Source organism: Billgrantia tianxiuensis (assembly GCF_009834345.1).
GTDB classification, from domain to species: Bacteria; Pseudomonadota; Gammaproteobacteria; order Pseudomonadales; family Halomonadaceae; genus Halomonas; species Halomonas tianxiuensis.
In genome coordinates this window covers 2,504,939-2,527,049 of sequence record NZ_CP035042.1, presented here as the reverse complement: position 1 = coordinate 2,527,049, position 22,111 = coordinate 2,504,939, and the positions used below count along the sequence as shown (strand labels likewise).

17 protein-coding genes and 4 pseudogenes are annotated in these 22,111 nt (G+C 62.2%); 10 read left to right on the top strand and 11 right to left on the bottom strand.

Annotation, left to right across the window (positions count from 1 at the left end):
• Window positions 1–25: 25 nt before the first annotated feature.
• From EKK97_RS26240 to EKK97_RS11755, 3 genes and pseudogenes are all read right to left on the bottom strand, one after another.
• The gene (locus EKK97_RS26240; protein WP_472857682.1) at window positions 26–112 is read right to left on the bottom strand and encodes a small membrane protein YohP; all 87 of its coding nucleotides are present in this window, start codon (window positions 110–112) and stop codon (window positions 26–28) included.
• A gap of 29 nt (window positions 113–141) precedes the next feature.
• Window positions 142–348 carry a DUF2795 domain-containing protein gene (locus EKK97_RS11760; RefSeq protein ID WP_159552061.1) on the bottom strand — a complete coding sequence of 69 codons (207 nt, stop codon included), beginning with the start codon at window positions 346–348 and terminating at the stop codon, window positions 142–144.
• Window positions 349–431: 83 nt separating this feature from the next.
• Window positions 432–2,137: pseudogene (locus tag EKK97_RS11755) on the bottom strand (potassium/proton antiporter).
• Between the two features lie 143 nt (window positions 2,138–2,280).
• Here EKK97_RS11755 and EKK97_RS11750 point away from each other — a divergent pair.
• Window positions 2,281–3,552: an ABC transporter substrate-binding protein gene (locus EKK97_RS11750; protein ID WP_159552059.1), complete on the top strand. Its 1,272-nt coding sequence runs from the start codon at window positions 2,281–2,283 to the stop codon at window positions 3,550–3,552.
• Window positions 3,553–3,558: 6 nt separating this feature from the next.
• Here EKK97_RS11750 and EKK97_RS11745 read toward each other — a convergent pair.
• From EKK97_RS11745 to EKK97_RS11735, 3 genes and pseudogenes are all read right to left on the bottom strand, one after another.
• Window positions 3,559–4,337, bottom strand: a pseudogene (locus EKK97_RS11745) (alpha/beta fold hydrolase).
• 24 nt (window positions 4,338–4,361) lie between these two features.
• Window positions 4,362–5,033: a 7-cyano-7-deazaguanine/7-aminomethyl-7-deazaguanine transporter gene (locus tag EKK97_RS11740; protein WP_159552057.1), complete on the bottom strand. Its 672-nt coding sequence runs from the start codon at window positions 5,031–5,033 to the stop codon at window positions 4,362–4,364.
• A 251-nt stretch (window positions 5,034–5,284) separates the two neighbouring features.
• Window positions 5,285–7,194, bottom strand: a pseudogene (locus EKK97_RS11735) (propionyl-CoA synthetase).
• Between the two features lie 369 nt (window positions 7,195–7,563).
• Between EKK97_RS11735 and EKK97_RS11730 the strand changes: the two are divergent.
• Window positions 7,564–7,884, top strand: a complete 321-nt coding sequence (locus tag EKK97_RS11730; protein ID WP_159552055.1) for an ArsR/SmtB family transcription factor — start codon at window positions 7,564–7,566, stop codon at window positions 7,882–7,884.
• 24 nt (window positions 7,885–7,908) lie between these two features.
• On the opposite strand, the gene sohB is transcribed toward EKK97_RS11730, so the two are convergent.
• Window positions 7,909–8,949 carry a protease SohB gene (sohB, locus tag EKK97_RS11725; RefSeq protein WP_159552053.1) on the bottom strand — a complete coding sequence of 347 codons (1,041 nt, stop codon included), beginning with the start codon at window positions 8,947–8,949 and terminating at the stop codon, window positions 7,909–7,911.
• 141 nt (window positions 8,950–9,090) lie between these two features.
• Here sohB and EKK97_RS11720 point away from each other — a divergent pair, with 141 nt between their 5' ends.
• Complete coding sequence (locus tag EKK97_RS11720; protein ID WP_159552051.1) at window positions 9,091–9,402, top strand: SCP2 sterol-binding domain-containing protein; 312 nt, start codon at window positions 9,091–9,093, stop codon at window positions 9,400–9,402.
• 46 nt (window positions 9,403–9,448) lie between these two features.
• Here the strand turns inward: EKK97_RS11720 and nudC are convergent, their stop codons facing one another.
• From nudC to EKK97_RS11700, 4 genes and pseudogenes are all read right to left on the bottom strand, one after another.
• Window positions 9,449–10,243 (bottom strand): NAD(+) diphosphatase, encoded by a 795-nt coding sequence (gene nudC, locus EKK97_RS11715; RefSeq protein ID WP_159552049.1) that lies wholly within the window; start codon window positions 10,241–10,243, stop codon window positions 9,449–9,451.
• Complete coding sequence (gene dnaQ, locus EKK97_RS11710) at window positions 10,230–10,994, bottom strand: DNA polymerase III subunit epsilon (RefSeq protein WP_159552047.1); 765 nt, start codon at window positions 10,992–10,994, stop codon at window positions 10,230–10,232. Before dnaQ ends, nudC begins: the two co-directional genes overlap by 14 nt.
• Before the next feature lie 5 nt (window positions 10,995–10,999).
• Window positions 11,000–11,496, bottom strand: a pseudogene (gene rnhA, locus EKK97_RS11705) (ribonuclease HI).
• On the bottom strand, window positions 11,489–12,274 hold the full coding sequence (locus EKK97_RS11700) for a class I SAM-dependent methyltransferase (protein WP_159552045.1): 786 nt from the start codon (window positions 12,272–12,274) through the stop codon (window positions 11,489–11,491). The pseudogene rnhA and the gene EKK97_RS11700 overlap by 8 nt, the downstream one beginning before the upstream one ends.
• Window positions 12,275–12,487: 213 nt before the next feature.
• On the opposite strand from EKK97_RS11700, the gene gloB reads away from it, so the two are divergent.
• From gloB to EKK97_RS11665, 7 genes are all read left to right on the top strand, one after another.
• Entirely contained in the window at window positions 12,488–13,255 is a 768-nt protein-coding gene (gene gloB / locus EKK97_RS11695) for a hydroxyacylglutathione hydrolase (RefSeq protein WP_159555778.1), read from the top strand.
• 54 nt (window positions 13,256–13,309) lie between these two features.
• Window positions 13,310–14,470 carry a transglycosylase SLT domain-containing protein gene (locus EKK97_RS11690; protein ID WP_159552043.1) on the top strand — a complete coding sequence of 387 codons (1,161 nt, stop codon included), beginning with the start codon at window positions 13,310–13,312 and terminating at the stop codon, window positions 14,468–14,470.
• A 111-nt stretch (window positions 14,471–14,581) separates the two neighbouring features.
• Window positions 14,582–16,414 (top strand): extracellular solute-binding protein, encoded by a 1,833-nt coding sequence (locus EKK97_RS11685; protein WP_159552041.1) that lies wholly within the window; start codon window positions 14,582–14,584, stop codon window positions 16,412–16,414.
• A 48-nt stretch (window positions 16,415–16,462) separates the two neighbouring features.
• Window positions 16,463–17,536 (top strand): microcin C ABC transporter permease YejB, encoded by a 1,074-nt coding sequence (locus EKK97_RS11680; protein ID WP_159552039.1) that lies wholly within the window; start codon window positions 16,463–16,465, stop codon window positions 17,534–17,536.
• 4 nt (window positions 17,537–17,540) lie between these two features.
• Window positions 17,541–18,620 carry an ABC transporter permease gene (locus EKK97_RS11675; protein WP_159552037.1) on the top strand — a complete coding sequence of 360 codons (1,080 nt, stop codon included), beginning with the start codon at window positions 17,541–17,543 and terminating at the stop codon, window positions 18,618–18,620.
• Entirely contained in the window at window positions 18,613–20,214 is a 1,602-nt protein-coding gene (locus tag EKK97_RS11670) for an ABC transporter ATP-binding protein (RefSeq protein WP_159552035.1), read from the top strand. The genes EKK97_RS11675 and EKK97_RS11670 overlap by 8 nt, the downstream gene beginning before the upstream one ends.
• A 139-nt stretch (window positions 20,215–20,353) precedes the next feature.
• Complete coding sequence (locus EKK97_RS11665) at window positions 20,354–22,111, top strand: GGDEF domain-containing protein (RefSeq protein ID WP_159552033.1); 1,758 nt, start codon at window positions 20,354–20,356, stop codon at window positions 22,109–22,111.

Below are 22,111 nucleotides of genomic sequence, written 5' to 3'. Positions count from 1 at the left end.
GGCGCTTGCCGCCCGGCGAACGGTGTCAAAAGATCAGCATCAGCAGACCGATGACCACGATCAAGCCAATGAGAAAGATAATTCCGACGGTACTTGCCAGGAACTTGAGCATGGATATTTCCTCATTCGTTAACGGGAAATTCACTCGACTTCGCCAATGCCCTTGGTGACATCGGCCATGCTCTCGTACTCCTGATCGGGCAGGTTGCGAACGATTTCCATGACCTCTGCTTCGGCATCATTGGCTTGAGCCTGTGCAACGAGGTCATCGCGGCGCGCGGGAAAATCCACTCCCTGAAGATGGTATGTGATGTTGGCCGGTGAACGGCCACCTAGTCCACGTGTCATGGCGAACCTCCGTCAAATCCTGTTGAGCGTGATGGTTTCAAGAGGAAGGTAGTTGGAGCGCGATCGGGCTGCAAGCGAGCCGGTCAATACAGGCGCAAGCCGACCCGGGTGACGCGATTGCCGTCCATTTCGCTGACTACCCAATGGATGCCATGCCAGTCGACATCGTCGCCAACCACGGGATGGCCACCGACGCGCAGCGAGACGAACTCGGCCAGTGTCATCTCGCTCTCGCCCGGGCTGAGCGTCAAGCCATAGACGCTGGCGATATCCTTCATCAAGGCGTCGCCGTCGAAGGTGAAGGTGCCGAAGAAAGCACGCTCGCGCTTGAGCTTGGCATCCCCGCTGAACAGCCGATTGAGTGCCGGCAGGTCGCCGCTGCGACCGATGACGCATATGACGTCACCCAACTTCAGGCGCGTACTGCCCTTGGGGTGCAGCATGGCATGCTGGCGGAAGAGCGCCGAGATCACCGCGCCGGAAGGAAAGCGCAGCAGACGAATGGGAACGTCCTCGAGGTCCTGGTTATCCACCTTGTAGACGAACATCTCGTAATCGTTTTCGGGCAGGATGCCGAGTGGACCACGATGGTCGGGGGTGACACCGACGGGAACCTCTACCCTTGTCCAGCGTGCCATCAAGGGCAATGTGCCGCCCTGGATCAGCAGCGACAGCAGCACCACGGCAAAGGCGACATTGAAATAGAGAGCGGCGTTCTCGACGCCACCGATGACCGGGAAGATCGCGAGCACGATGGGTACCGCGCCGCGTAATCCCACCCAGGAGATGAAGCCGATCTCGCGCCAGCGAAAGCGGAAGAAAGGTTTCACCGTGATCAGCACGGCCAGTGGACGCGCGACGAAGATCAGAGCCAGCGCCACAAGCGAGGCCGGCAACGCATATTCGAGCAGACCCGATGGATTGACCAGCAGGCCCAGGATCAGGAACAGGCCGATCTGGCTCAGCCAGGCCAACCCATCATGGACCGGAAGAATGAAGTTCAGGTGGCGGCCCGGCTGGTTACCGATCATGAGCCCTGCCAGGTAGATCGCCAGGAAGCCGCTTCCACCGAGGAAGCTGGTGGCACCGAAGACGCAGAAACCCAGTCCCAGGGCCAGCAGGGAGTAGAGCCCGGGGCGAGGTCGAGCCAGCGCAGCAGCTTGGCGCTCAACCAGCCGCCGCCGAGGCCGATCAGCATGGCGAGCCCGAACTGCAGAACCATGAACAGTGCAGTCGAACTCGGCCCGCGAATGTCCCCGACCAAGAGTTCTACCAGCAAGAGGGTCAGGAAGATGGCCATGGGGTCGTTGGTGCCCGATTCGATCTCGAGCGTGGCGCTGACACGCTCGTTGAGATGCACGCCTCGGCCACTCAGCATCGAGAACACCGCGGCAGCATCGGTAGAGCCAACGATGGCGCCGACCAGTAACCCTTGGATCAGGGTGAGATCGAACACCCACATGGCGAACAGTCCCACCAGGCCGCTAGTAACGAACACTCCCAGTGTGGCCAGCGACAAGGCGGGCTTGAAGCCGACACGAAAGGTTTTCAGCCGGGTTCGCAAGCCGCCGTCGAGCAGGATCATGGCCAATGCCAGATGCCCAATGAGGAATGCTAATGAGTAGTCATCGAACTGGATGCCCAGCACCCCCTCTTCGCCTGCCAGCATTCCAAGACCCAGGAAGACCAGCAGCAGCGGCAGTCCCACCATTGACGATATGCGGCTGGCTACGACGCTGAGGGCGATCAGAAAGCCGGAAAGCAGGAAAAGGGTATTGATGGTGTCCATGCATGACCTCGAGCGGGAATGACTCCATTATGCCACGTGAGGCCATGGTCTAGCAGGAGAATGCCTGCGCTAGCCACGCTTGGCAGGACAACGATAAACTTCGGTTCACCGAAACTTACATCCTCCGCTGGAGATTGCCATCCATGGCCAAGCCTTATCGGAGTTTCTCGGCCCGCGCCTTGGCTGGCAGGATCATGACGTTGGTTCTGTTACTGCCAACGCCGCTTCTGGCCGAACCCCATGCGGATCTGGAGCCGCTTCCCGCTCCCCCGTTACAGCTCGATACGGTCGTCAAGGTGCCGCCGCCGCTGCACGACGCCGAGACCTCGGCACCTGGTGAGGATTCGCCGGTGCTCGAAATACCGCCACTCGCGGAAACGCCGGGTATTCTGGAGCGCCTGCTTCCGAGCGAGCCGTTTCCCGCCAGCCTCGATGACGAGGATCAAGGTGAGCTGCCGGGAGTGCCGTCGGTGGTCAGCGAGCCTGCCGAGCCTATCGTGCCGCCCCCTACGACCCGGCTGACCGTAACCCTTGACTGGTATCTCAACCCCCAGCATGCCGCCCTGCTGGTGGCTCGCGAGAAAGGCATGTTTGCGCGCCGGGGTCTTGAGGTGTCGCTGGTCGTGCCGGCAGATCCGAGCGTGACGACCAAGCTGTTGACTGCCGGGCGAACCGATTTGGCGGTGGGGCGACAGCCTCAACTGCACTTGCTGGCTGACAAGGGAGCGCCACTGATACGTGTGGCGACCTTGGTCGCGACTCCCGTTTCCGCCCTGGTGCTGCGCGATGAATTCGTGAATGAGAAGCGCGAGCTCTCGCTCGAGGGGCTGCGTATCGGTGTGACCGACATCGATGGGCGCGATGCCCTGCTGGCCAGCATGCTCGCGGAGTTGCTGGGCTTGGCCAATGGCCAGGAACTGGTAGAGCTGCACGACATCAGCTATTCAGCACTCGATGCCATGCGTGAGCAGCGTGTCGACGGGGTGCTGGCCCATCATCGCTATCTCCTGCCTCGCCAGTTGGCCGACGAGGGTGTGATGACACGCATGCTGCCTGTCGAGGAGCATGGACTGCCATCTCACGACGGCCTCATCCTGATGGCCAATCGTGACCAGCTCAACGGCAAGCGCGACGCCGTACGCCGGCTGGTACTGGCGTTGGAAGAGGCTGCGCTATGGATCGTCAACCAACCCCACGAAGCCTGGGCACTGCTGCAGGCGGCGGAGCCCGCGCTTGCCGATCAGACTAGCGAGGAAGCCTGGGGCGATGTCTTTCCCCGCCTGTCGCTTCAGCCCGCCGCCGTGGACCACGGGCGCTATCTGCGTTTCGAGCAGTTTCTCTTCGAGGCAGGCGTCACCGAAGCCGTTACGCCACTGGAGCGGCTCGCCATCGATCTCGGCACGGCCGCTCCCTGATGTCCTTCAGGCTTGCGCAGCGAGAAAGTCGTTGACCGCGGATTGGAATGCCTCGGGCTGTTCGGCGTGCAGCCAGTGGCCGGCCTCTTCCAGGGTCACCACACGTGCTTGAGGGAGGACTTCGCGCAGGCCCGGCAAGGCCGAGTCAGGAACATAGTGCGAGCGGCCGCCACGCAGTACCAGGGTCGGGCCCTCGAAAGCCCCTCTCCCGCTGGTGCCTGCATGATGTCGGTATAGCCGGCCTCGATCTGATCGAGGCCAAGACGCAATGTCAGTCCGCCGTTTTCACCCCGCTCCAGGTTAGTGGCCAGGAACAAGCGGGTGGCGCGCTCCTCGACATGCTCGGCAAGTAGCTCATCGGCTTCCCGGCGATTCTCGGGCCTGCCGCGCTCCAGATTCCTGAGTCCTGCGAAGACGGCATCGTGGCCATGTCCGTAGGCTTGGGGGGCGATATCCGCCACGATCAGCGAAGCGACACGCTCCGGCGCCAGGCGCGCCAGGCTGATGACGACCTTGCCTCCCATGGAGTGTCCGAGCAGGTGTGCCCGGTCGATGTGCAGGCGATCCAGAAGCGCCAGGAGATCCTCGGCCATCTCGCGATAGCTCATGCCGTCGGCATGCGGCGAGCGTCCGTGGTTGCGCAGGTCGACCGCGACCACACGACGCAGCGCCTGCCACTGCTTGACATGCGAGCGCCAGTTGTCGGCACTGCCCAGCAGACCATGCACCACCACCAGGGGAGTGCCTTCCCCACCGGTATCCTGATAATTGAGTTCGACGGTCATCCTTCCTCCGTTGCTTAGTGGTGGTCAGAGGCGCTGGGGTGCGAGATCCTGCTGCCCGGTGAGTTCTACCAGCCTGCGGCTCAGCCAGGCCAGCAACAGGCCGTAGAGCGGCAGGAAAAACAGCAGGCTGATGGCGAGCTTGATCGCATAGTCCACGGCGGCGATCTCGACCCAGTGTGCCGCCATGAAGGGATCGGGGCTGCGATAGAACGCCATGGCGAAGAATGCTGCGGTATCGGCAAGGTTGCCCAGCACGGTGGAGATCGCCGGCGCAATCCACCAGGCCCGCAGGCTGCGCAGGCGGTCGAAGACCTGAACGTCGAGCAGTTGGCCCAGCACATAGGCCATGAAGCTCGCCAGAGCGATGCGGGCCACGAACAGGTTCCATTCGCCCAGCGCCTCGAAACCGGCAAAGCTCCCGCGGGGGAAAATCACCGAGACGACATACGAGATGAGCAACGCAGGGAGCATTACCCGCATGATGATGGCGCGTGCCGGTTCCTTGCCAAACAGCCGCACCGTCAGGTCGGTGGCAAGAAAGATGAAGGGAAAACTGAACGCTCCCCAGGTGGTATGGAACCCGAACAGGGTGAAAGGCAACTGGACGAGGTAGTTGCTGGCCGCAATCACGAGGATGTGGAACGACACCAGCAGCAACAGGCAGCGACGCTGCTGCGCTTCCGACAGGACGAACATGTGCGAATCCTTTTTGACGGCCCCGACGTGGCCACGATGGTTGACGAGGGGTGAGGGAACCCTCGCCGGCAGCCGATGCGATCGGTTGCCGGAATGAGGCGGGGATTATACGTGGGGCCAACGGCTTGGGCCAACCTTACATGGCACTCGGCAAGCACACATCGCGATGAAGCGAAGAAAGCCCGGAGCGGCCAGCGTGCCTTGCGCCGCCCCAGCAGACGGCGCAGGCATGCTTGCGGAAGCCGTTCACGTCAGACTTGGCGGGCCTCGTGGGCGGAGCCGATGTCGCGCTCCTTCATGGCTTCATGTACGTCTTGCAGGCTGGCTGGATCGTCGATGGTAGACGGCACGCCATACTCCTTGCCGTCGGCGATGTTGCGCAGCAGCTTGCGCAGGATCTTGCCGGAGCGTGTCTTGGGCAGTCGGTTGACCACCAGCACCTGCTTGAAACAGGCGACGGGGCCGATCTTCTCTCGCACCAGAGCGATCAGTTCGTTCTCGAGAGTGAGCTCGTCGCCCTCGAAACCATCCTTGGGGATGACCAGACCAACCGGCACCTGCCCCTTGAGCGCATCGTGAATGCCGATCACGGCGCATTCGGCAACGGCCTTGTGGGCTCCGACCACCTCTTCCATCTCACCCGTAGAAAGGCGGTGGCCTGCCACGTTGATGACGTCATCGGTGCGGCCCATGATGAAGAGGTAGCCCTCCTCATCGAAGTAACCGCCATCACCGGTCAGGTAGTAGCCGGGGAAGGCCGCCATGTAGGCGCTCCTGAAGCGCTGCGGATCGCCCCATATCCCCATCAGGCAACCTGGGGGCATGGGCTGCTTGATTACCACGCTGCCCTGCTCCATCGGCCTCGCGCGTTCGCCTTCGCGGTCGAGGATCTGGACGTTGAAGCCCGGCACGGGCACGGTGGCGCTGCCGGCCTTGGTCGGCATTGGTTCGAGCCCCTGCAGGTTGGCGGCGATCGGCCAGCCGGTCTCGGTCTGCCACCAGTGGTCGATCACCGGCACCTCGAGCAGATCGTCGAGCCAATGGAAGGTCGGCGGATCGAGTCGCTCACCGGCCAGATAGAGTGCCTTCAGGCAGGATATGTCGTACTGCTGCAACAGCTTGCCGTCGGGATCCTCCTTCTTGATTGCGCGAAAGGCCGTCGGCGCGGTGAAGAAGCTCTTGACCCGATACTGGCTGATCAGCCGCCAGAAGGCACCCGCGTCCGGCGTCTTCACCGGCTTGCCCTCATATACCACGCTGGTGCAGCCTCGCAGCAAGGGGCATAGACGATATAGGAATGCCCCACCACCCAGCCAACGTCCGAGGCGGAGAAGAACACGTCGCCAGGCGCAACGTCGTAGATGGCTTCCATGGAATAGTGCAAGGCCACCGCATAGCCCGCGGTGTCACGAACCACTCCCTTGGGTTTGCCGGTGGTACCCGAGGTATACAGCACGTAAAGGGGATCGCTGCCCTTGACTGGTACACAATCGGCCGGTGCGGCGTCCTTCATCAGCTCCGACCAGTCGTGGTCGCGCGCGCCCAGTTCCGCAGGCTGCTGGTTGCGCTGCAGGAAGATGCAGGCGTCGGGCTTGTGCTCGCTCTGCTCGATCGCCGCGTCGATGTTCGGCTTGTAGGGAATCACCCGGTCGACTTCGATACCGCAGGAGGCGGCTACCACCACCTTGGGCCGGGCATCGTCGATTCGCACGGCCAGCTCATGTGGGGCGAAGCCGCCGAACACCACGGAGTGAACCGCCCCCAGTCGCGCACAGGCATACATGGCCACCAGCGCCTCAGGCACCATGGGCATGTAGATGACGACTCGATCGCCCTTCCCCACGCCAAGCCCCTGCAGCGCCCCGGCGAACAACGCCACTTCATCGCGCATCTGGCGATAGGTCAGGGTGCGCTTGCCGCCGGTGACCGGTGAGTCCCAGTAGATGGCCGGCTGGTCCCCCCGCCCCTGCTCCACATGGTGGTCGAGGGCCGCGTGGCAGATGTTCGTTTCGCCATCGGTGTACCAACGTGCGTGTCCGTGCTCATCGTATTCGAGAATGCGCTTGGGCGGTGTGAACCACGGGATTCGGCGTGCCTGATCGGCCCAGAAAGCTTCCGGCTGATCGATGGAGCGTTGGAATTCGGCTTTATAGGTTGTCATGAGGTGCAGTCCGCAGCGAACAAACTTGATTGTTGACACTTTAGAGTCTTTTTCTGAAATTTCCTTCATACCATCGGCTAATTTGGCGATTCTTGAAGGAAAAATGCGTTGGATCAAGTTCTCATTGTCGACAACCAGGCGGGCAATGACAGCGAAAAAACCCGTTTAGTTGATTCTTCGTTTGACAGTCGTGCTCTTACTATCAATGATGACTAAATCAGCAATGCCATGACTCAATTTGACACTGCCGAACTCCATCGTCTGCGACAGGTGGGTTCACGTTTTCCTGTCGCAGGCCGAGGTAGCCGCCTGACGCCGCCAGCCCAGAGCCTGGACATTTTGCTCGGGCAGCAACACGGGGAGATCATCATGAGCACCTCGCATAACGCTGCATCCCGCCTGCTTCAAGCCGGCCACCCGGCCATTGATCAAGCCACTGCCTTGCTGAAGGCGCTGGCGAACGACAATCGACTGCGTATTCTCTGCTTGCTCGATGGCTCCGAACTGTCGGTGACCGAACTCAACCAGCGGCTGGCCCTGAGCCAGTCGGCGTTGTCGCAACACTTGGCGATTCTGAGACGGGAGGGCCTGGTCTCGACACGCCGCGCTTCGCAAACCATTTACTATTCCCTCCAAGGGGAGCAGGCGCGTCAGATGATCGACACGCTGGTGCGGTTGCAGGATGCGTGACAGGCCCCAGTGGGGCGTGGGGGCTCAGCGTTTTTCCCAGCGGCTCGCATCGAGTCGTTCCAGCAATCGCTCGGCACCACCCTCGACGGCTTCTCTAACTGCCACGCCTAGCCGTTTCCCGATCGGCTGGCGCGCCTCGAGACGCACGCTCACGACTCGCGCCTCGTTCATGCGTGCCACCAGATAGGCTTCGCTGGTACCAAGGGCATCCACCAGCCCTCTGTCGAGCGCATCGTGTCCATACCACACTTCCCCTGTCGCGACCGCTTCGATATCGAGTCCTGGGCGGCGCTGGGCGACATGGCGTTTGAATAGTTCGTGAATGTGCTCGAGATCCGACTGGAATTTTTCACGTCCCTCCTCGGTGTTTTCGCCGAATACGGTCAGAGTCCGCTTGTACTCCCCCGCCGTGAGCAGTTCGACATCGATATCGTGGCGCTTGAGCAGGCGATGCACGTTGGGCAGTTGGGCGACGACACCGATGGAGCCGAGAACGGCGAACGGTGCGGCTCGCAGATGGTCAGCGGCGCACGCCATCAGGTAGCCACCGCTGGCAGCGACCTTGTCCACGCATACCGTAGTGGTGAGACCCGCCTCGCGCAGTCGATCGACCTGCGCCGCACCGAGGCCGTAAGCGTGTACCAGACCGCCGGCCGACTCCAGGCGAATCACGACTTCGTCGCCCTCTGCCGCTGCTGCCGTCACGGCTGAGATCTCTTCGGCGAGCCGCCCCACCCCCGCGGCCTTGAGATCGCCATGGAAGTCCAGCACCCATACCGTGCCACGAGGTTCGTTTTCCTGCTTGCGGCCGGCACGGGAGCGGCTCTTGTCGTCACGCCGAAAGGCCTTGGCAAGGCGCTTGCGGGCACTCGGCTCGCTGGCCGCCAGGGCCAGGCGCCGGCGGCGGTACTCGAGGCGGCCGTTCAATTCCTCCACCCTGAGCCGAACCCGCTCCCCCGCCTCGTTCCTGACCTTGGCGATCACCAACACCACCACCATGACCAGTAGCGTCAGGATCGACATCTGTACGACGAAACGCCCCATATCCATCAGCCATTCATTCACGTCGCCACTCCTTCTGTCGTCGGTTGCCTCATCCTGCCCCCGGGCGGTGTCGCTGACAACGGGGTTGATTGAAACAACCGTTTGAAATATTCTGATGAACAGCTCCCAAGCTCTCCGAACATCAACGAAGGAAAGGCCCCCATGTCCACCTCGACCTTAGACAAACTGCAAGAGCGCTTCGACCCCCAGGCTGCCCAGGGCATGGACGACATCTTCCAGTTCCACTTCAGCGATAACGGCAGTCACTACCTGGTGGTGAAGGATGGCACCCTGTCGATCGAGGAAGGCGAGCATGACGATCCATCCGTATCGCTCTCGATGAGCACCGATACGCTGAAGGGCATCATGACTGGCGAGGTCAATGGTATGACGGCCTTCATGACCGGCAAGCTGAAGGCCACTGGCAACGTGATGCTGGCCACCAAGCTGACGAGCCTGTTCCCGAACCGCTGAGCGACAGCCTCTCCTATTGAGACGGGCCGCCCTTGGGCGGCCCGTCTCATTTCAGCCTGCCGGTTTGGCCGGCACCGTTTGCCACTTCGGCAAGATGGGTCTCGATCAGTGCCCGCGAGATGGAGTACGGGGGTGGTAATTGCGGCAGCCGGCTCGGCAGGAACCAAGCGGCATCAGCGATCTCGATACCGTCGATGCGTATGCGGCGGCTTGCAGCTTCGGCAAAGAAGCCTAGCATCAGCGCGTGGGGAAAGGGCCAGGCCTGGCTACGGTAATAGCGAATCCGCCCCACGCTGACTCCCACTTCCTCGTATACCTCGCGGTGCACGGCCTCCTCGGCGGACTCGCCAGGCTCGATGAAGCCCGCCAGGGTGGAGTAGCGCCCAGGAGGAAAGCGTGGGCTGCGGGCCAGCAGCATGGCATCGCCATGGGTGACCAAGGTGATGATGCAGGGCGATATGCGGGGATAGTTACGATGTCCGCACTGCTCGCAGTGCATGGCGAACTCGGCGTCGAGTCGCGATGCGGGCGCCCCGCAGCGGCCGCAGTAGCGGTGGTCGCGCAGCCAAGCCGCTACCTGCAAGGCAGTGGAGATCAGCGGGAACCAGGACTCGGGAAGGCGGGAAAGCCATTGGCGGCCGTCAGGCCAGTCTTCCCCTGCCTGCTCTTCCACCGATAGCGCGATCGGTTCGTCATGCCAGTAGGCCAGCGGCTGGACACTCTCCGGCCAAGGTTGCTCTGGCTGTAGCGGACTGTCGTCGAGCCCAGGCGCGATTCGTCCGGCCGCGACCCGAATCAGTCGCCCATGGCTGGCTTCGAGCGGCAGCTCACGGCGCAGCATCCTGGCTCCCCGCAGGCTGATCCACCAGCGTATCCCAGTGGCAGCTTCCTGCCGCCTGGCGAATCTGGTCGAGTTTGGCCCGATGCGCCGCAAGCTCGGCGTCGTCGGGCCGCAATACGCGAAGGCTGCCGGCAGGAAGCGACATGCGCCGTATCGAGAGACCGCTGGCCATGGCCTGGCTGTCGCTGCGCTCCTCGGCATCCAGTGACAATGCCGTCTGTCCACCTGTCATTGCCAGGTAGACGTCGGCCAGAATCTCGGCGTCCAGCAAGGCGCCATGCAGGACACGGCGGCCGTTGTCTATTTCATAGCGCTTGCACAGCGCATCGAGATTGTTGCGCTGGCCCGGATGACGTTCGCGGGCCATTTGCAAGGTATCGAGGATACGACAGTGCTCGGCCACTGGCCCCAGGCGCGGCTCGCCGCGAGCCGCCAGCAGCAGATTGAACTCGTGGTCGATGAAGCCGACGTCGAAGGCTGCGTTGTGAATGACCAGCTCCGCACCGCGCACGAACTCCCAGAAGGCGTCGGCCACTTCGGCGAAAACCGGCTTGTCGACGAGGAACTCGTTGGTGATGCCATGCACCTCGATGGCCTCGGCCTCGACCTCGCGCTGGGGATTGATGTACTGGTGGTAGGTGTTGCCCGTGAGGCGCCGATTGACGAGTTCGACGGCGCCGATTTCGATCAGGCGGTGCCCCTCACGGGGATCGATGCCGGTGGTTTCGGTATCCAGAACGATCTGACGCATGGTCTCTAGGGCTCAGGTTGGGTGGCTTGCGATTTGTTGCGTGTCCAGTGGGCATCGATGGCAGCGTTGGCCAGTGCATCGGCCCGCTCATTGCCAGGATGTCCGCTGTGTCCTTTGACCCAGTGCCAATGGATGCGATGGCGATGGGTCTCCTCGAGTAGCTCCCGCCATAGCTCGGCGTTCTTGACCGGCTGCCTGCTCGCTGTCTTCCAGTTGCGCTTCATCCAGCCGTGTATCCATTCGGTGATGCCCAGGCGCAGGTATTCGGAGTCGGTCCAAAGTTCCACCTCGCACGGCCGTTTCAGCGTGCGCAATGCCATGATCGCAGCCATCAGCTCCATGCGGTTGTTGGTGGTACTGGCCTCGAAGCCATTGAGGGTCTTTTCATGCCGGCCACTGACCATGACAGCGCCCCACCCCCCGGCCCCGGATTGCCGCGGCAGGCACCGTCGGTATAAATGGTCACGCTGGGGAGCGGCTTGCCATTGTCGCTGTCACTCAACTTCGGTGGTCCTTCTGCTCGGTTCCGGGGTGGGGCTGCCGACACGAGTGGCGTGACCCAGTGCACCGCCGCCCAGGGTGCCCTGAAGCCTCAGCCTGGGACGCTGGCTCTGGGCAAGCCGGCTGCGGCGACGGGCGCGAATGATGTAGCTGTCGCCCAGCGGCACATTATGCCGTCGCCCCAGCGTCTCCAGGGCGGCATTGTTCGGCAGGCTGCCGGGCAGGTGAAAGCCGCAGTAGTCTACCCGCTCGACACGGAAGTCGACAAACGCAAGCCAATCGCCGAGCTTGCCGGGCGTGCGCCAGTGTCCCCGCCACGGCAGACGGTTACGGCGCCCCGGCGAGAGGCGCGAAAGGCCCGTTATGCCGAGCGGCATCCAACCGAGCACGATCAGGCAGCCATCATCGGCCGTGACCCGAGCCGCTTCCTGCAGCAGCCGGTGAGGTTCGGCGACGACCTCCAGCAGGTGATGCACGATGACCAGATGCAGGCACTCATCGGGGAGGGCAAGCGCATCCAGGGGGCACACCAGGGAGGAGGCATGCTCGGACAGCTCGGCCGTAGGAGCCCAGCGTATGTTGTGCCGGATGGGTGACATGTCGGTAAGCGAAGGCCCCATGCCAAGCTCCAGGCTATGCCCTCCATGTAGGCTCTCGCAGATCGGCCCCAGACAGGCCCGCTCGGCCCGCCAGTGGGCCTGGCCATCGTCAGTGGACCAGTAGCGGCGCCCCTCACGATACAGTCTTGCCAGGGCGAGCGCTTCATGCGGGTTTGACATTGCTGACCATTACCTCCATGATCACCGGTTTTGCGGGCCATTTTCGGCATTTTAGCCGTGCTCGGCTCTGCGGCCCTGGGCAACCCACTTTGGTCTGGCACCTCCGTGGTGCTCCCCGGCATACCGCTGGGTGCGTGAAACGGGCCGGCGAACGCAATCCACCCTGTCGGTTTACGACGCGTAGTCTACGACGCGACGAAGGACATGACGCCTATGCTGAGCGTGACACCGATTCCCGCTTTTAGCGACAACTATATCTGGCTCATGCGCCAGGATACGAGCCCCGAAGCCTGTGTCGTGGATCCTGGCGACGCCGAGCCGGTGATTCGTGTCCTCGAGCAAGAGGGTCTCACACTCGGCAGCATTCTCGTCACTCACCATCACCATGATCATACCGGTGGCCTGCCCGAACTCATCGATCGCTACTCACCGAAAGTGATCGGCCCCGACAACCCGAGCATTGCCGGCTTGACGGAGCGGGTTGGTGATGGCGACACCTGCCGTGTCATGGGGCGGCGCTTCGACGTCTATGAAGTTCCCGGCCACACCCTCGATCACATTGCCTTCTTCACCGCCGGCATACCGCCGCTGCTGTTTTGCGGCGACAGCCTGTTCTCGGCAGGCTGCGGCCGCCTGTTCGAAGGCAGTCCCGAGCAGATGTACCGTTCACTGCAGACCCTGGCTGGGTTGCCGGACGACACCCTGGTCTTCGCCGCTCATGAGTACACCCTGGCCAACCTCAGGTTTGCCCAGGCGGCCGACCCGCACAACCAGGACGTTGCCAATGTTCTGGCTGAGGCCCAGCGCGCGCGTGATCTCGACCGCCCGACGCTGCCGAGCCATCTGGCCCGGGAGAAGCGCATCAATCCGTTCCTGCGCTGCGGCGATCCCGATGTGCGTGCCACGGCATCGCAGCATGGCAACACCGATACCGAGCAGGCCACTTTCGCCACTTTGCGTGCCTGGAAAGACAGTTTCTGAGAATCGACGCATCCCATGGGCAGCGTGAACGACACCTGCTCTGAAGGAGAACGTATGACTTATCGAACGACGCGGCAATGGACCATGGTCCTTGCTGGAGGCATCGCTTTGATCGGTGCACTGACGGCAGCCAGTCCGGCTTTGCTGGCAAGCCCGCACCCCGGCGCCGCGCCGCCAATGCCGACCCACCATTTCTGGGATGATCTGAATCTCGATTTCCTGCCCGGCGATGCCTGGGAGAGGCTGCGCGATAACCTGGCATGGCATGACCGGCGTCACGATCCCCGCGTTCAGCAATGGATAGAACACTACCGCGCCAATCCCGATAACGTGGCGGAAATCATTGAGCGTGCCCGGCCGTGGATGGCTTGGATCACCGAGCAGGTAGAGTTGCGCGGGCTGCCCGGCGAAATCGGTTTGATCCCCTTCATCGAGAGTTCCTACGACCCGCAGGCCCGCAGCCATCGTGGTGCGGCCGGTCTGTGGCAGTTCATGCCTGGTACTGCGGATGCCCTGGGGCTGCGCCGCCTCAACGGTTACGACGCTCGCCTCGACGTCGTCGCGTCGACCCGCGCCGCGCTGGACTACATCGAATTGCAGGCCGAGCAGTGGTACGACGGCGATATCGAACTCTCCCTGGCGGCCTACAACGCCGGTGCGGGTACCGTGAACCGGGCACGCCACACGGCGGCATCTCAGGGCGCCCCCGATAGCTACTGGCACCTGCAGTTGCCCAACGAAACGATGAACTACCTGCCCAAGCTCAATGCCATTGCCGCCATTATCGATGACCCCGAGACCTACGGCGTGGCACTCCCCGAGATCGACGATACCCCCGCCTTCGCCAAGGTGCCGGTCAATGCACCCATCAACCTGTCGCAGCTGGCCAGTGTGGCCGGTGTGGATCGGGAGGAACTCGTCGCCCTCAATCCCGGGCTGACCAATGGCAGCGCGAGCCCCGCCACGGTCGACGTGGTACTGGTGCCGATCGAGCAGGAGGAGGCTATTCTTGCCGAGCTGAGCGCACCGGCCTCCCGTTCGGCACCCGCCGCCGGCGAACGTTATCTGGTCCAGCGCGGCGACAGCCTTTCCGCAATTGCCAGCCGCCACGGCATCAGCGTGGCCGAACTCCGTCAACACAACGGCTTGAGCGGCGACATCATTCAGGTCGGCCAGGCACTCGACATCCCGCGGCGCAGCCTGGCAGCGCGTTGACAGCCTGATCGGCCACCTTCCAAGACCGAGGTTTACAAGCGGCGGGCGGCCTGACACCTTATGTCGATAACGCTCGGGCTCCCGGGCCAGTTTCGATCAAGGATGTCATTGATGCGGTTCGTCTTGCGTACCACTCTCGTCTGCTGCCTGTCGTTTACCGGGTGGGCTCCCCTGTTCGCTGCCGAAGCGGATGAAGTGCCCACCGTTCATGGTCTGGCGCTCTACGATGCCCCGGCCCTGCCCGAGGATTTCAGCCACTTCCCCTATGTCAATCCAGAGGCGCCCAAGGGCGGCAGCATGACCCAGTCCGCTGTGGGAAGCAGCTTCGATTCGACCAACCCCTTCATCATCCGCGGAACGCCGGCCATTGGCATCGGGCAGATCTATGACACTCTGCTGACCGAGAATGTCGACGAACCATTCAGCGTCTATGGTCTGCTGGCGGAAGGCATACGGCTGGATCCGGATCGTCTGTGGATCGAGTTCGATCTGCGTCCCGAGGCGCGTTTCCACGATGGCGAACCGCTGACGGCCGACGACGTGGTGTTCAGCTTCAACCTGCTGATGGAGGAAGGCAATCCCTTCTATCGCGGCTATTATGCCGATGTGGAAGACGTGGTAGCGCTCGACCGTCATACCGTACGCTTCGAGTTCGCCTCCAACCATTCGCGTGAGTTGCCGTTGATCGTCGGTCAACTGCCGATCCTGCCCAAGCACTACTGGGAGACGCGTGAGTTCGGCACGCCGACCCTGGCGCGTCACCCCGGCTCCGGCCCGTATCGCATCGCCAGTGTCGAACCGGGTCGTCGCATCGTCTATCAGCGCGACGAGGAGTATTGGGGCCGCGACCTGCCGGTCAATGTCGGCCGACACAACATCGACCGCCTGATCTACGACTACTACCGCGATCGCGACATTGCCTGGGAAGCCTTCAAGGCGGGCGTGCTGGACTATCGCATCGACGCCCGCGCGGCTACCTGGGCCATCGGTTACGACTTCCCCGCTTATCGTGACGGGCTGGTCAAGCGAATTACCGTTCCGGACGGCCAGCCTTCCCGCATGCAGGCCTTCGTGTTCAACCTGCGGCGTGAGAAGTTTCAGGATATACGGGTGCGCGAGGCACTCAACCTGACGTTCGATTTCCCTTGGCTCAATGCCAATCTCTTCTACGATACCTACCACCCCACCAAGAGCTATTTCCAGAACTCCGAGATGGCGGCAGAGGGCCTGCCGAGCGAGGCGGAACTCGAGCTGCTCGAGCCGCATCGTGACGAACTGCCCGAGCGCGTGTTCGACAGCGCCGTGCCCATCGACCATCCCGACGATCTGCGGGAGCGTCTGCGCCTGGCCTATGAGCTGCTGCTCGAGGCCGGCTATGAAGTGCGCGACGGTAGACTGGTCGATGAGCGCGGGCGTCCGCTCACCATCGAAGTTATGCTCTTCGATAGCGGCATGGAACGCGTCGTACAGCCGATGCTGCGCAACATGTCGCGGCTCGGCATTCAGGGGCGGTTGCGTATCGTCGATATCAACCAGTTCCTCAATCGCCTGCGTAGTTTCGACTTCGATATCGTCGTCGGGCAGTTCCCTCAGTCCAACAATCCGGGCAACGAGCAGCGCGAGTTCTGGACCAGCGAGTTTGCCCACACGCCACAGAGCCGCAACCTGATGGGGCTCGAGAGTCCCGCCGTGGACGATCTGGTGGAGCGCCTGATCCGGGCTGACAGTCGTGAGGAACTCAACACCGCGACGCGTGCGCTCGATCGAGTGCTGCTATGGAGCTTCATCACCATTCCCCAGTACCATTCCGGCGAGACACGGATCGCGGTATGGGACAAGTTCGACTACCCGGAACCTTTCCCCAAGTACGGCTTCGACCTCGAGGCCTGGTGGGTAGATACCGCGCGCGAAGCCGAGATCAACCGGCGCCTGCGGCGCCGCTAGGCAAACAATGAATGCATGCAGACAACGAATGTACAAGGATGACCTGACGTGAGCCGCTACATCCTGCGCCGCCTGCTGCTGATGATTCCGACGTTGATCGGCATCATGTTGCTCAATTTCATTATCGTCCAGGCCGCCCCGGGCGGGCCGATCGACCAGATGCTGGCACGCTTCGAAGGCATGGATGCCATGGCCAGCACGCGTCTCGATGCCGGCGGTGGCGACGTGGTGGTGCAGGACGAATCGCGTGGCGCCAGGGGCATCGACCCCCGCTTCATCGAGCAGTTGGAACAGCAATTCGGTTTCGACAAGCCGGCCCATGTGCGCTTTCTGACCATGATGCGCGATTACGCGACCTTCGACTTCGGTAACAGCTTCTTCCGTGATCGGCCGGTGGTCGAATTGATGATCGAACGGCTGCCGGTCTCGATATCGCTGGGGTTGTGGACCACCCTGCTGGTCTACCTGATCTCGATTCCCCTGGGCATCCGCAAGGCGTTGCACCACGGCTCGCGTTTCGATGTCTGGACCTCGGGGCTGGTCATCGTCGGCTACGCAATCCCCGGCTTCCTGTTCGCCATTCTGCTGATCGTGCTGTTCGCCGGCGGCAGCTACTGGGACCTGTTCCCCTTGCGTGGGCTGACCTCGCCCGACTTCGACGAGCTGAGTGCCTGGGGCAAGGTCAAGGATTACTTCTGGCACATCACCCTGCCGGTCACGGCCATGACCATCGGTAGCTTCGCCACCTTGACCATGCTGACCAAGAACAGTTTCCTCGACGAGATCCACAAACAGTACGTGCTCACCGCCCGTGCCAAGGGCGCGAGCGACAGCCGCACGCTTTACGGCCATGTATTTCGCAACGCCATGCTGATCATCATCGCCGGCCTTCCCGGCGCTCTGGTCACGATCTTCTTCACCGGCTCGCTGCTGATCGAGGTGATCTTCTCGCTCGAAGGGCTCGGGCTGCTCGGTTTTGAAGCGGTGATGCAACGCGACTACCCGGTGATTTTCGGCACGCTGTTTCTGTATACCTTGATCGGGCTGATTCTCAAGCTGGTTTCCGATCTCACCTACGTGTGGGTGGATCCACGTATCGATTTCGAGACACGGGAGTCCTGAGCCGATGACATTCGCATCCAAGCTCTCCCCCATTGCGCGACGCCGTATCAGCGTCTTCCGCAGCAACCGGCGCGCCCGGGTCTCACTGTGGATCTTCCTCGCCCTGTTCGTGGTGAGCCTCGGCGCCGAGTTGATCGCCAACGACAAGCCCGTGGTCATGCGCTACGACGGTCAGTGGTACGTGCCGCTGCTGGTCGACTACCCCGAGACGGAATTCGGCGGCTTCCTGCCGACCCGCACCGATTATCACGACCCCTTCATTCGTGAGCAGATCGAGGCGCACGGTTGGGCCATCTGGCCGCTGATCCCCTTTTCCTATCAGACCCTGGACATGCAAATGATGCGGCCCTCTCCCTCGCCGCCCGATTCACGTCACTGGCTGGGCACGGACGACCAAGGGCGCGACGTGCTGGCCCGGGTGATATACGGCTTCCGTCTCTCGGTAGCCTTTGCCCTGGTGCTGACTGTCGGTTCGCTGGTAATGGGGGTGATCATCGGCGGCATACAGGGCTATTTCGGCGGCAAGACGGACCTCATCGGGCAACGTCTCACCGAGATCTGGTCCGGGCTGCCCGTGCTGTTCCTGCTGATCATCCTGGCCAGCTTCGTGCAACCGGGCTTCTGGTGGCTACTCGGGATCATGCTGCTGTTCTCCTGGCTTGGGCTGGTCGACGTCGTACGAGCCGAATTCCTGCGTGCCCGCAACCTGGAGTACGTGCGTGCAGCCAAGGCCATGGGTTTGCCCTCGCGGCTGATCATGTGGCGTCACGTACTGCCCAATGCCATGGTCGCCACGCTGACCTTTATCCCCTTTCTGTTCACCGGCGCCATCACCACCCTGACGGCGCTCGACTTCCTCGGCTTCGGGTTGCCACCGGGTTCTCCCTCGCTGGGTGAACTGGTGGCCCAGGGCAAGAACAATCTGCATGCACCATGGCTCGGCATCACTGCTTTCGTCAGTCTCTCGCTGATGCTCTCGCTGCTGGTCTTCATTGGCGAGGGCCTGCGCGACGCCTTCGACCCGCGCCACATCCAGCACGCCCCCAGCGCCACACCGTTGACCAGGACCCAGCCCAATGCCTGAGATCCGTACTGAAACCCTGCTGCGTCTCGACAAGCTGTCGATCGCCTTCGACGGCAAACCGGTTCTCAAGGAGCTGACCCTCGAGGTGTGCCGTGGCGAAACGCTGGCTTTGGTCGGTGAGTCTGGCTCCGGCAAGTCGGTTTCGGCACTGGGCGCCATGAACCTGCTGCCGAGCAATGCCCTGGTCCAGGGTGGACGCTGGCTTGGCGATACGGACCTGACCAAGCTTCGGCCGCGGGATTGGCAAGCGCTACGCGGTGGCCGTGTCGGCTTCGTGTTTCAGGAGCCGATGACGTCGCTCAACCCGCTACACACCGTGGCCAAGCAGATCGGCGAGACGCTTCGCTTGCACCAGGGAATTTCCGGACGCGAAGCGCGGGAGCGAACCCGCAAGTTGCTCGAGCAAGTGAAGCTGCCGCGCGCCGAGGAACTACTCGATGCCTGGCCGCACCAGCTGTCCGGCGGCCAGCGTCAGCGAGTCATGATCGCCATGGCCATCGCCAACGATCCCGAGCTGCTGATCGCCGATGAGCCCACCACTGCGCTGGACGTCACCGTGCAGCAGGAAATCCTCGCCCTGCTCGCCGAACTACGCGATCGCCATGGCATGGGGATGCTCTTCATTACCCACGATCTCAATCTGGTTCGACGGCATGCGGACCGGGTCTGTGTTCTATATGACGGCCACGAACAAGAGACCGGCCCGGTGGACGAGGTGTTTGTTTCGCCGCGCAGCGCCTATACCCGTACACTGCTCGATGCCGAGCCGCGCGGTCGGCCAGTGGCCGTGACGTCATCGAAGCGCCTGCTCGAGGCACGAGGCATTACGGTGAGTTTTCAACGCCCCAGGCGCCTCTTCGCCAAGCGCCCTCCCGCCTTCGAAGCCGTGAAGCCGATCGACCTGCACCTGGCGCCTGGCGAGACGCTCGGCATCGTTGGCGAATCCGGCTCCGGCAAGACCACCTTGGCCATGGCCCTGTTGCGCCTGGTGGAGAGTCGCGGCGAAATCGAACTCGACGGCGAGCGGCTCGACCAGCTCACCGGAAATGCTCTGCGTAAGCGTCGCCGGCGCATTCAGGTGGTCTTTCAGGATCCCTATGGATCGTTGTCGCCACGCATGCCGGTCTCCGACATCATCAGCGAGGGGCTCAGGTTCCACTACCCTGCCCTCACCGAAGAGCAGGTGGCGGAGCGCGTGCGCGCGGCTATTCAGGAAGTCGGGTTGCCCGCTGACTGCGCTTCGCGCTATCCGCATGAGTTTTCCGGTGGACAGCGCCAACGTATCGCCGTGGCACGTGCCTTGATACTCGAGCCTGCCCTTGTCGTGCTCGACGAACCCACTTCAGCGCTGGATCGTACCGTGCAGAAACAACTCGTCGAACTGCTGCGCGCTCTCCAGGCCCGGAGAGGGTTGAGCTTCCTTTTCATCAGCCATGACCTTGCGGTGGTGCGGGCCATGGCACACCGGGTTCTGGTGCTAAAGGACGGCGCCCTGGTGGAACAGGGAGAATGCCAGGCCCTGCTGGCGAAGCCTGCCAATGTATATACACGTGCTTTGGTGAAGGCAGCAGGACTGAATCCAGAGTTCTTGTGAGCAATGGGCGCGAAGCTTGCATGGATAGTGGGTTGTTTTAAAAGATAACGGTATAAAACCCTAAGAATCCCGAACGCGAACTGTCATAGCTTCTGGCTTATACTAGGTCCCGTTGCCTGCGACACTGGAAAGGTGATTGATGCGCTGCCTCGTCCATCCATCGTGGCTTTTCGCACTATTGACGCTAGTGTCGTTGCTATTTCCAGCCAGCTTGCAGGCGTCCTCTTCTCCGCTGGATCTCACCGAGGGTTGGGAATACCGCTGGGGCGATTCGCCGCGACTTGCCGACGATACTCCGGCATGGCTCGTCGAGGAGGCACCCCATGGGGCCTGGCAGGCCATCGGTTTCCCCTCCAACCCTCCTGCACGCAATGGAAACCGTCACGCCTGGTTCCGAATCACCCTACCCGCAGGCGAATGGCGCGATCCGGTGCTTTACATCTACAGTATCGACCTGCTGGCCCAAGTGTTTCTGGATACTGAGTTGATCTACCAGCACGGCAGTTTCGATGCAGATGGCGAAGGCCGTTTCATTGGCTGGCCGTGGCACATGATCAGCCTGCCCGAAGATTACGCCGGCCGTCAGCTCGCTTTTCGGGTCTACTCCAATTACACCGATATCGGCTTGTGGGGCGAAGTCCGGCTAATGGATCGCCCCGATGTCCTCGGCATGATCCTGAATCGATCGGCAGCCGATCTGGTAATTGCAGCCTTCTGCCTACTACTCGCCTTACTGGCGGGTATCTTTGCGCTGATCCAACAGCATCGGCAGAGTTTCGCCGGCATCGGCCTCTTCTCGCTCGCCTCCGGCATCATGGTGCTTGCCGAAACTCAGGCCAGCCAACTGCTGCTGGCCAAGCCGCTGCTATGGAACTACTTGGCCGCAGCCGGCTACTATGCCCTTCCCGTCGGCATCGGACTGCTGCTCGAGCCTTGGTTCAAGGCACGGCATTCGCTGTGGATCCGTCGCCTCTGGCAGCTGCATCTGGGCTACCTGATACTTGCTTTGGGGCTAGCCCTCGCTGGGGTTATCAACCTTTCGACCACTTTTCCGGTCTTCGACGCCCTGTTGGTCGTCAGCCTGCCCACGCTGTTCCTCCTCGTCTCGCTGCAACTGAGGCAACTCAGCGGTGAGCAGCAGTTGGTGATCGCCGCTTATGGCGTGTTTGCTCTGTTGCTGCTGTTCGACATGGCGGTGGCCCACGGTTTTCTCCCGTGGCGACTCATTCCGGTCAGTCTCGGTGCCCTGATCTTCAGCCTCGTCATCGTGGCGATATCGCTGCGTCACTATGCCCGCACCCAGCGCGAACTGGTCAAGCTCAACCAACACCTGGAGATACAGGTCGCAGAACGGACCCATGCGTTGCAGGATATGGTCGAGAAGCTCAGGGCTTTCTCCTATCAAGATCCGTTGACGGGACTTAAGAACCGGCGCCATTTCGATGAGATCTTCGCTCACGAAGCGGCCCTTGCCCGGCGCGGTGCAGCGCTGACCCTGGTCATGCTCGATATCGATCACTTCAAGCATTTCAACGACCTGCACGGCCACGAGGCAGGCGATGCGGTACTGGTGGCAACAGGTCAACTGATCGGTGAGCACTTCCGCGGTGCCGATGTCGTCTGTCGCCTGGGCGGGGAGGAGTTCGTCGTGGTCATGCCAGGTGCAAACGCGGAGCAGGCTTGCGAAGCGGTGGAAAGGCTATTGCGCACGATGCGCCAGCGACGCTTTCAGCATGGCGAAGCATTTCTCGGCCGGGTGAGTTTGTCTTGCGGTGTCGCCAGCTATCCTGAGCATGCCGACGACCCCCTCGACCTGATTCGCCTGGCCGACCTGGCTCTCTACCGTGCCAAACGCTGTGGTCGCGATCGCAGCGAAACCTACGAATCCTCAGCCTGA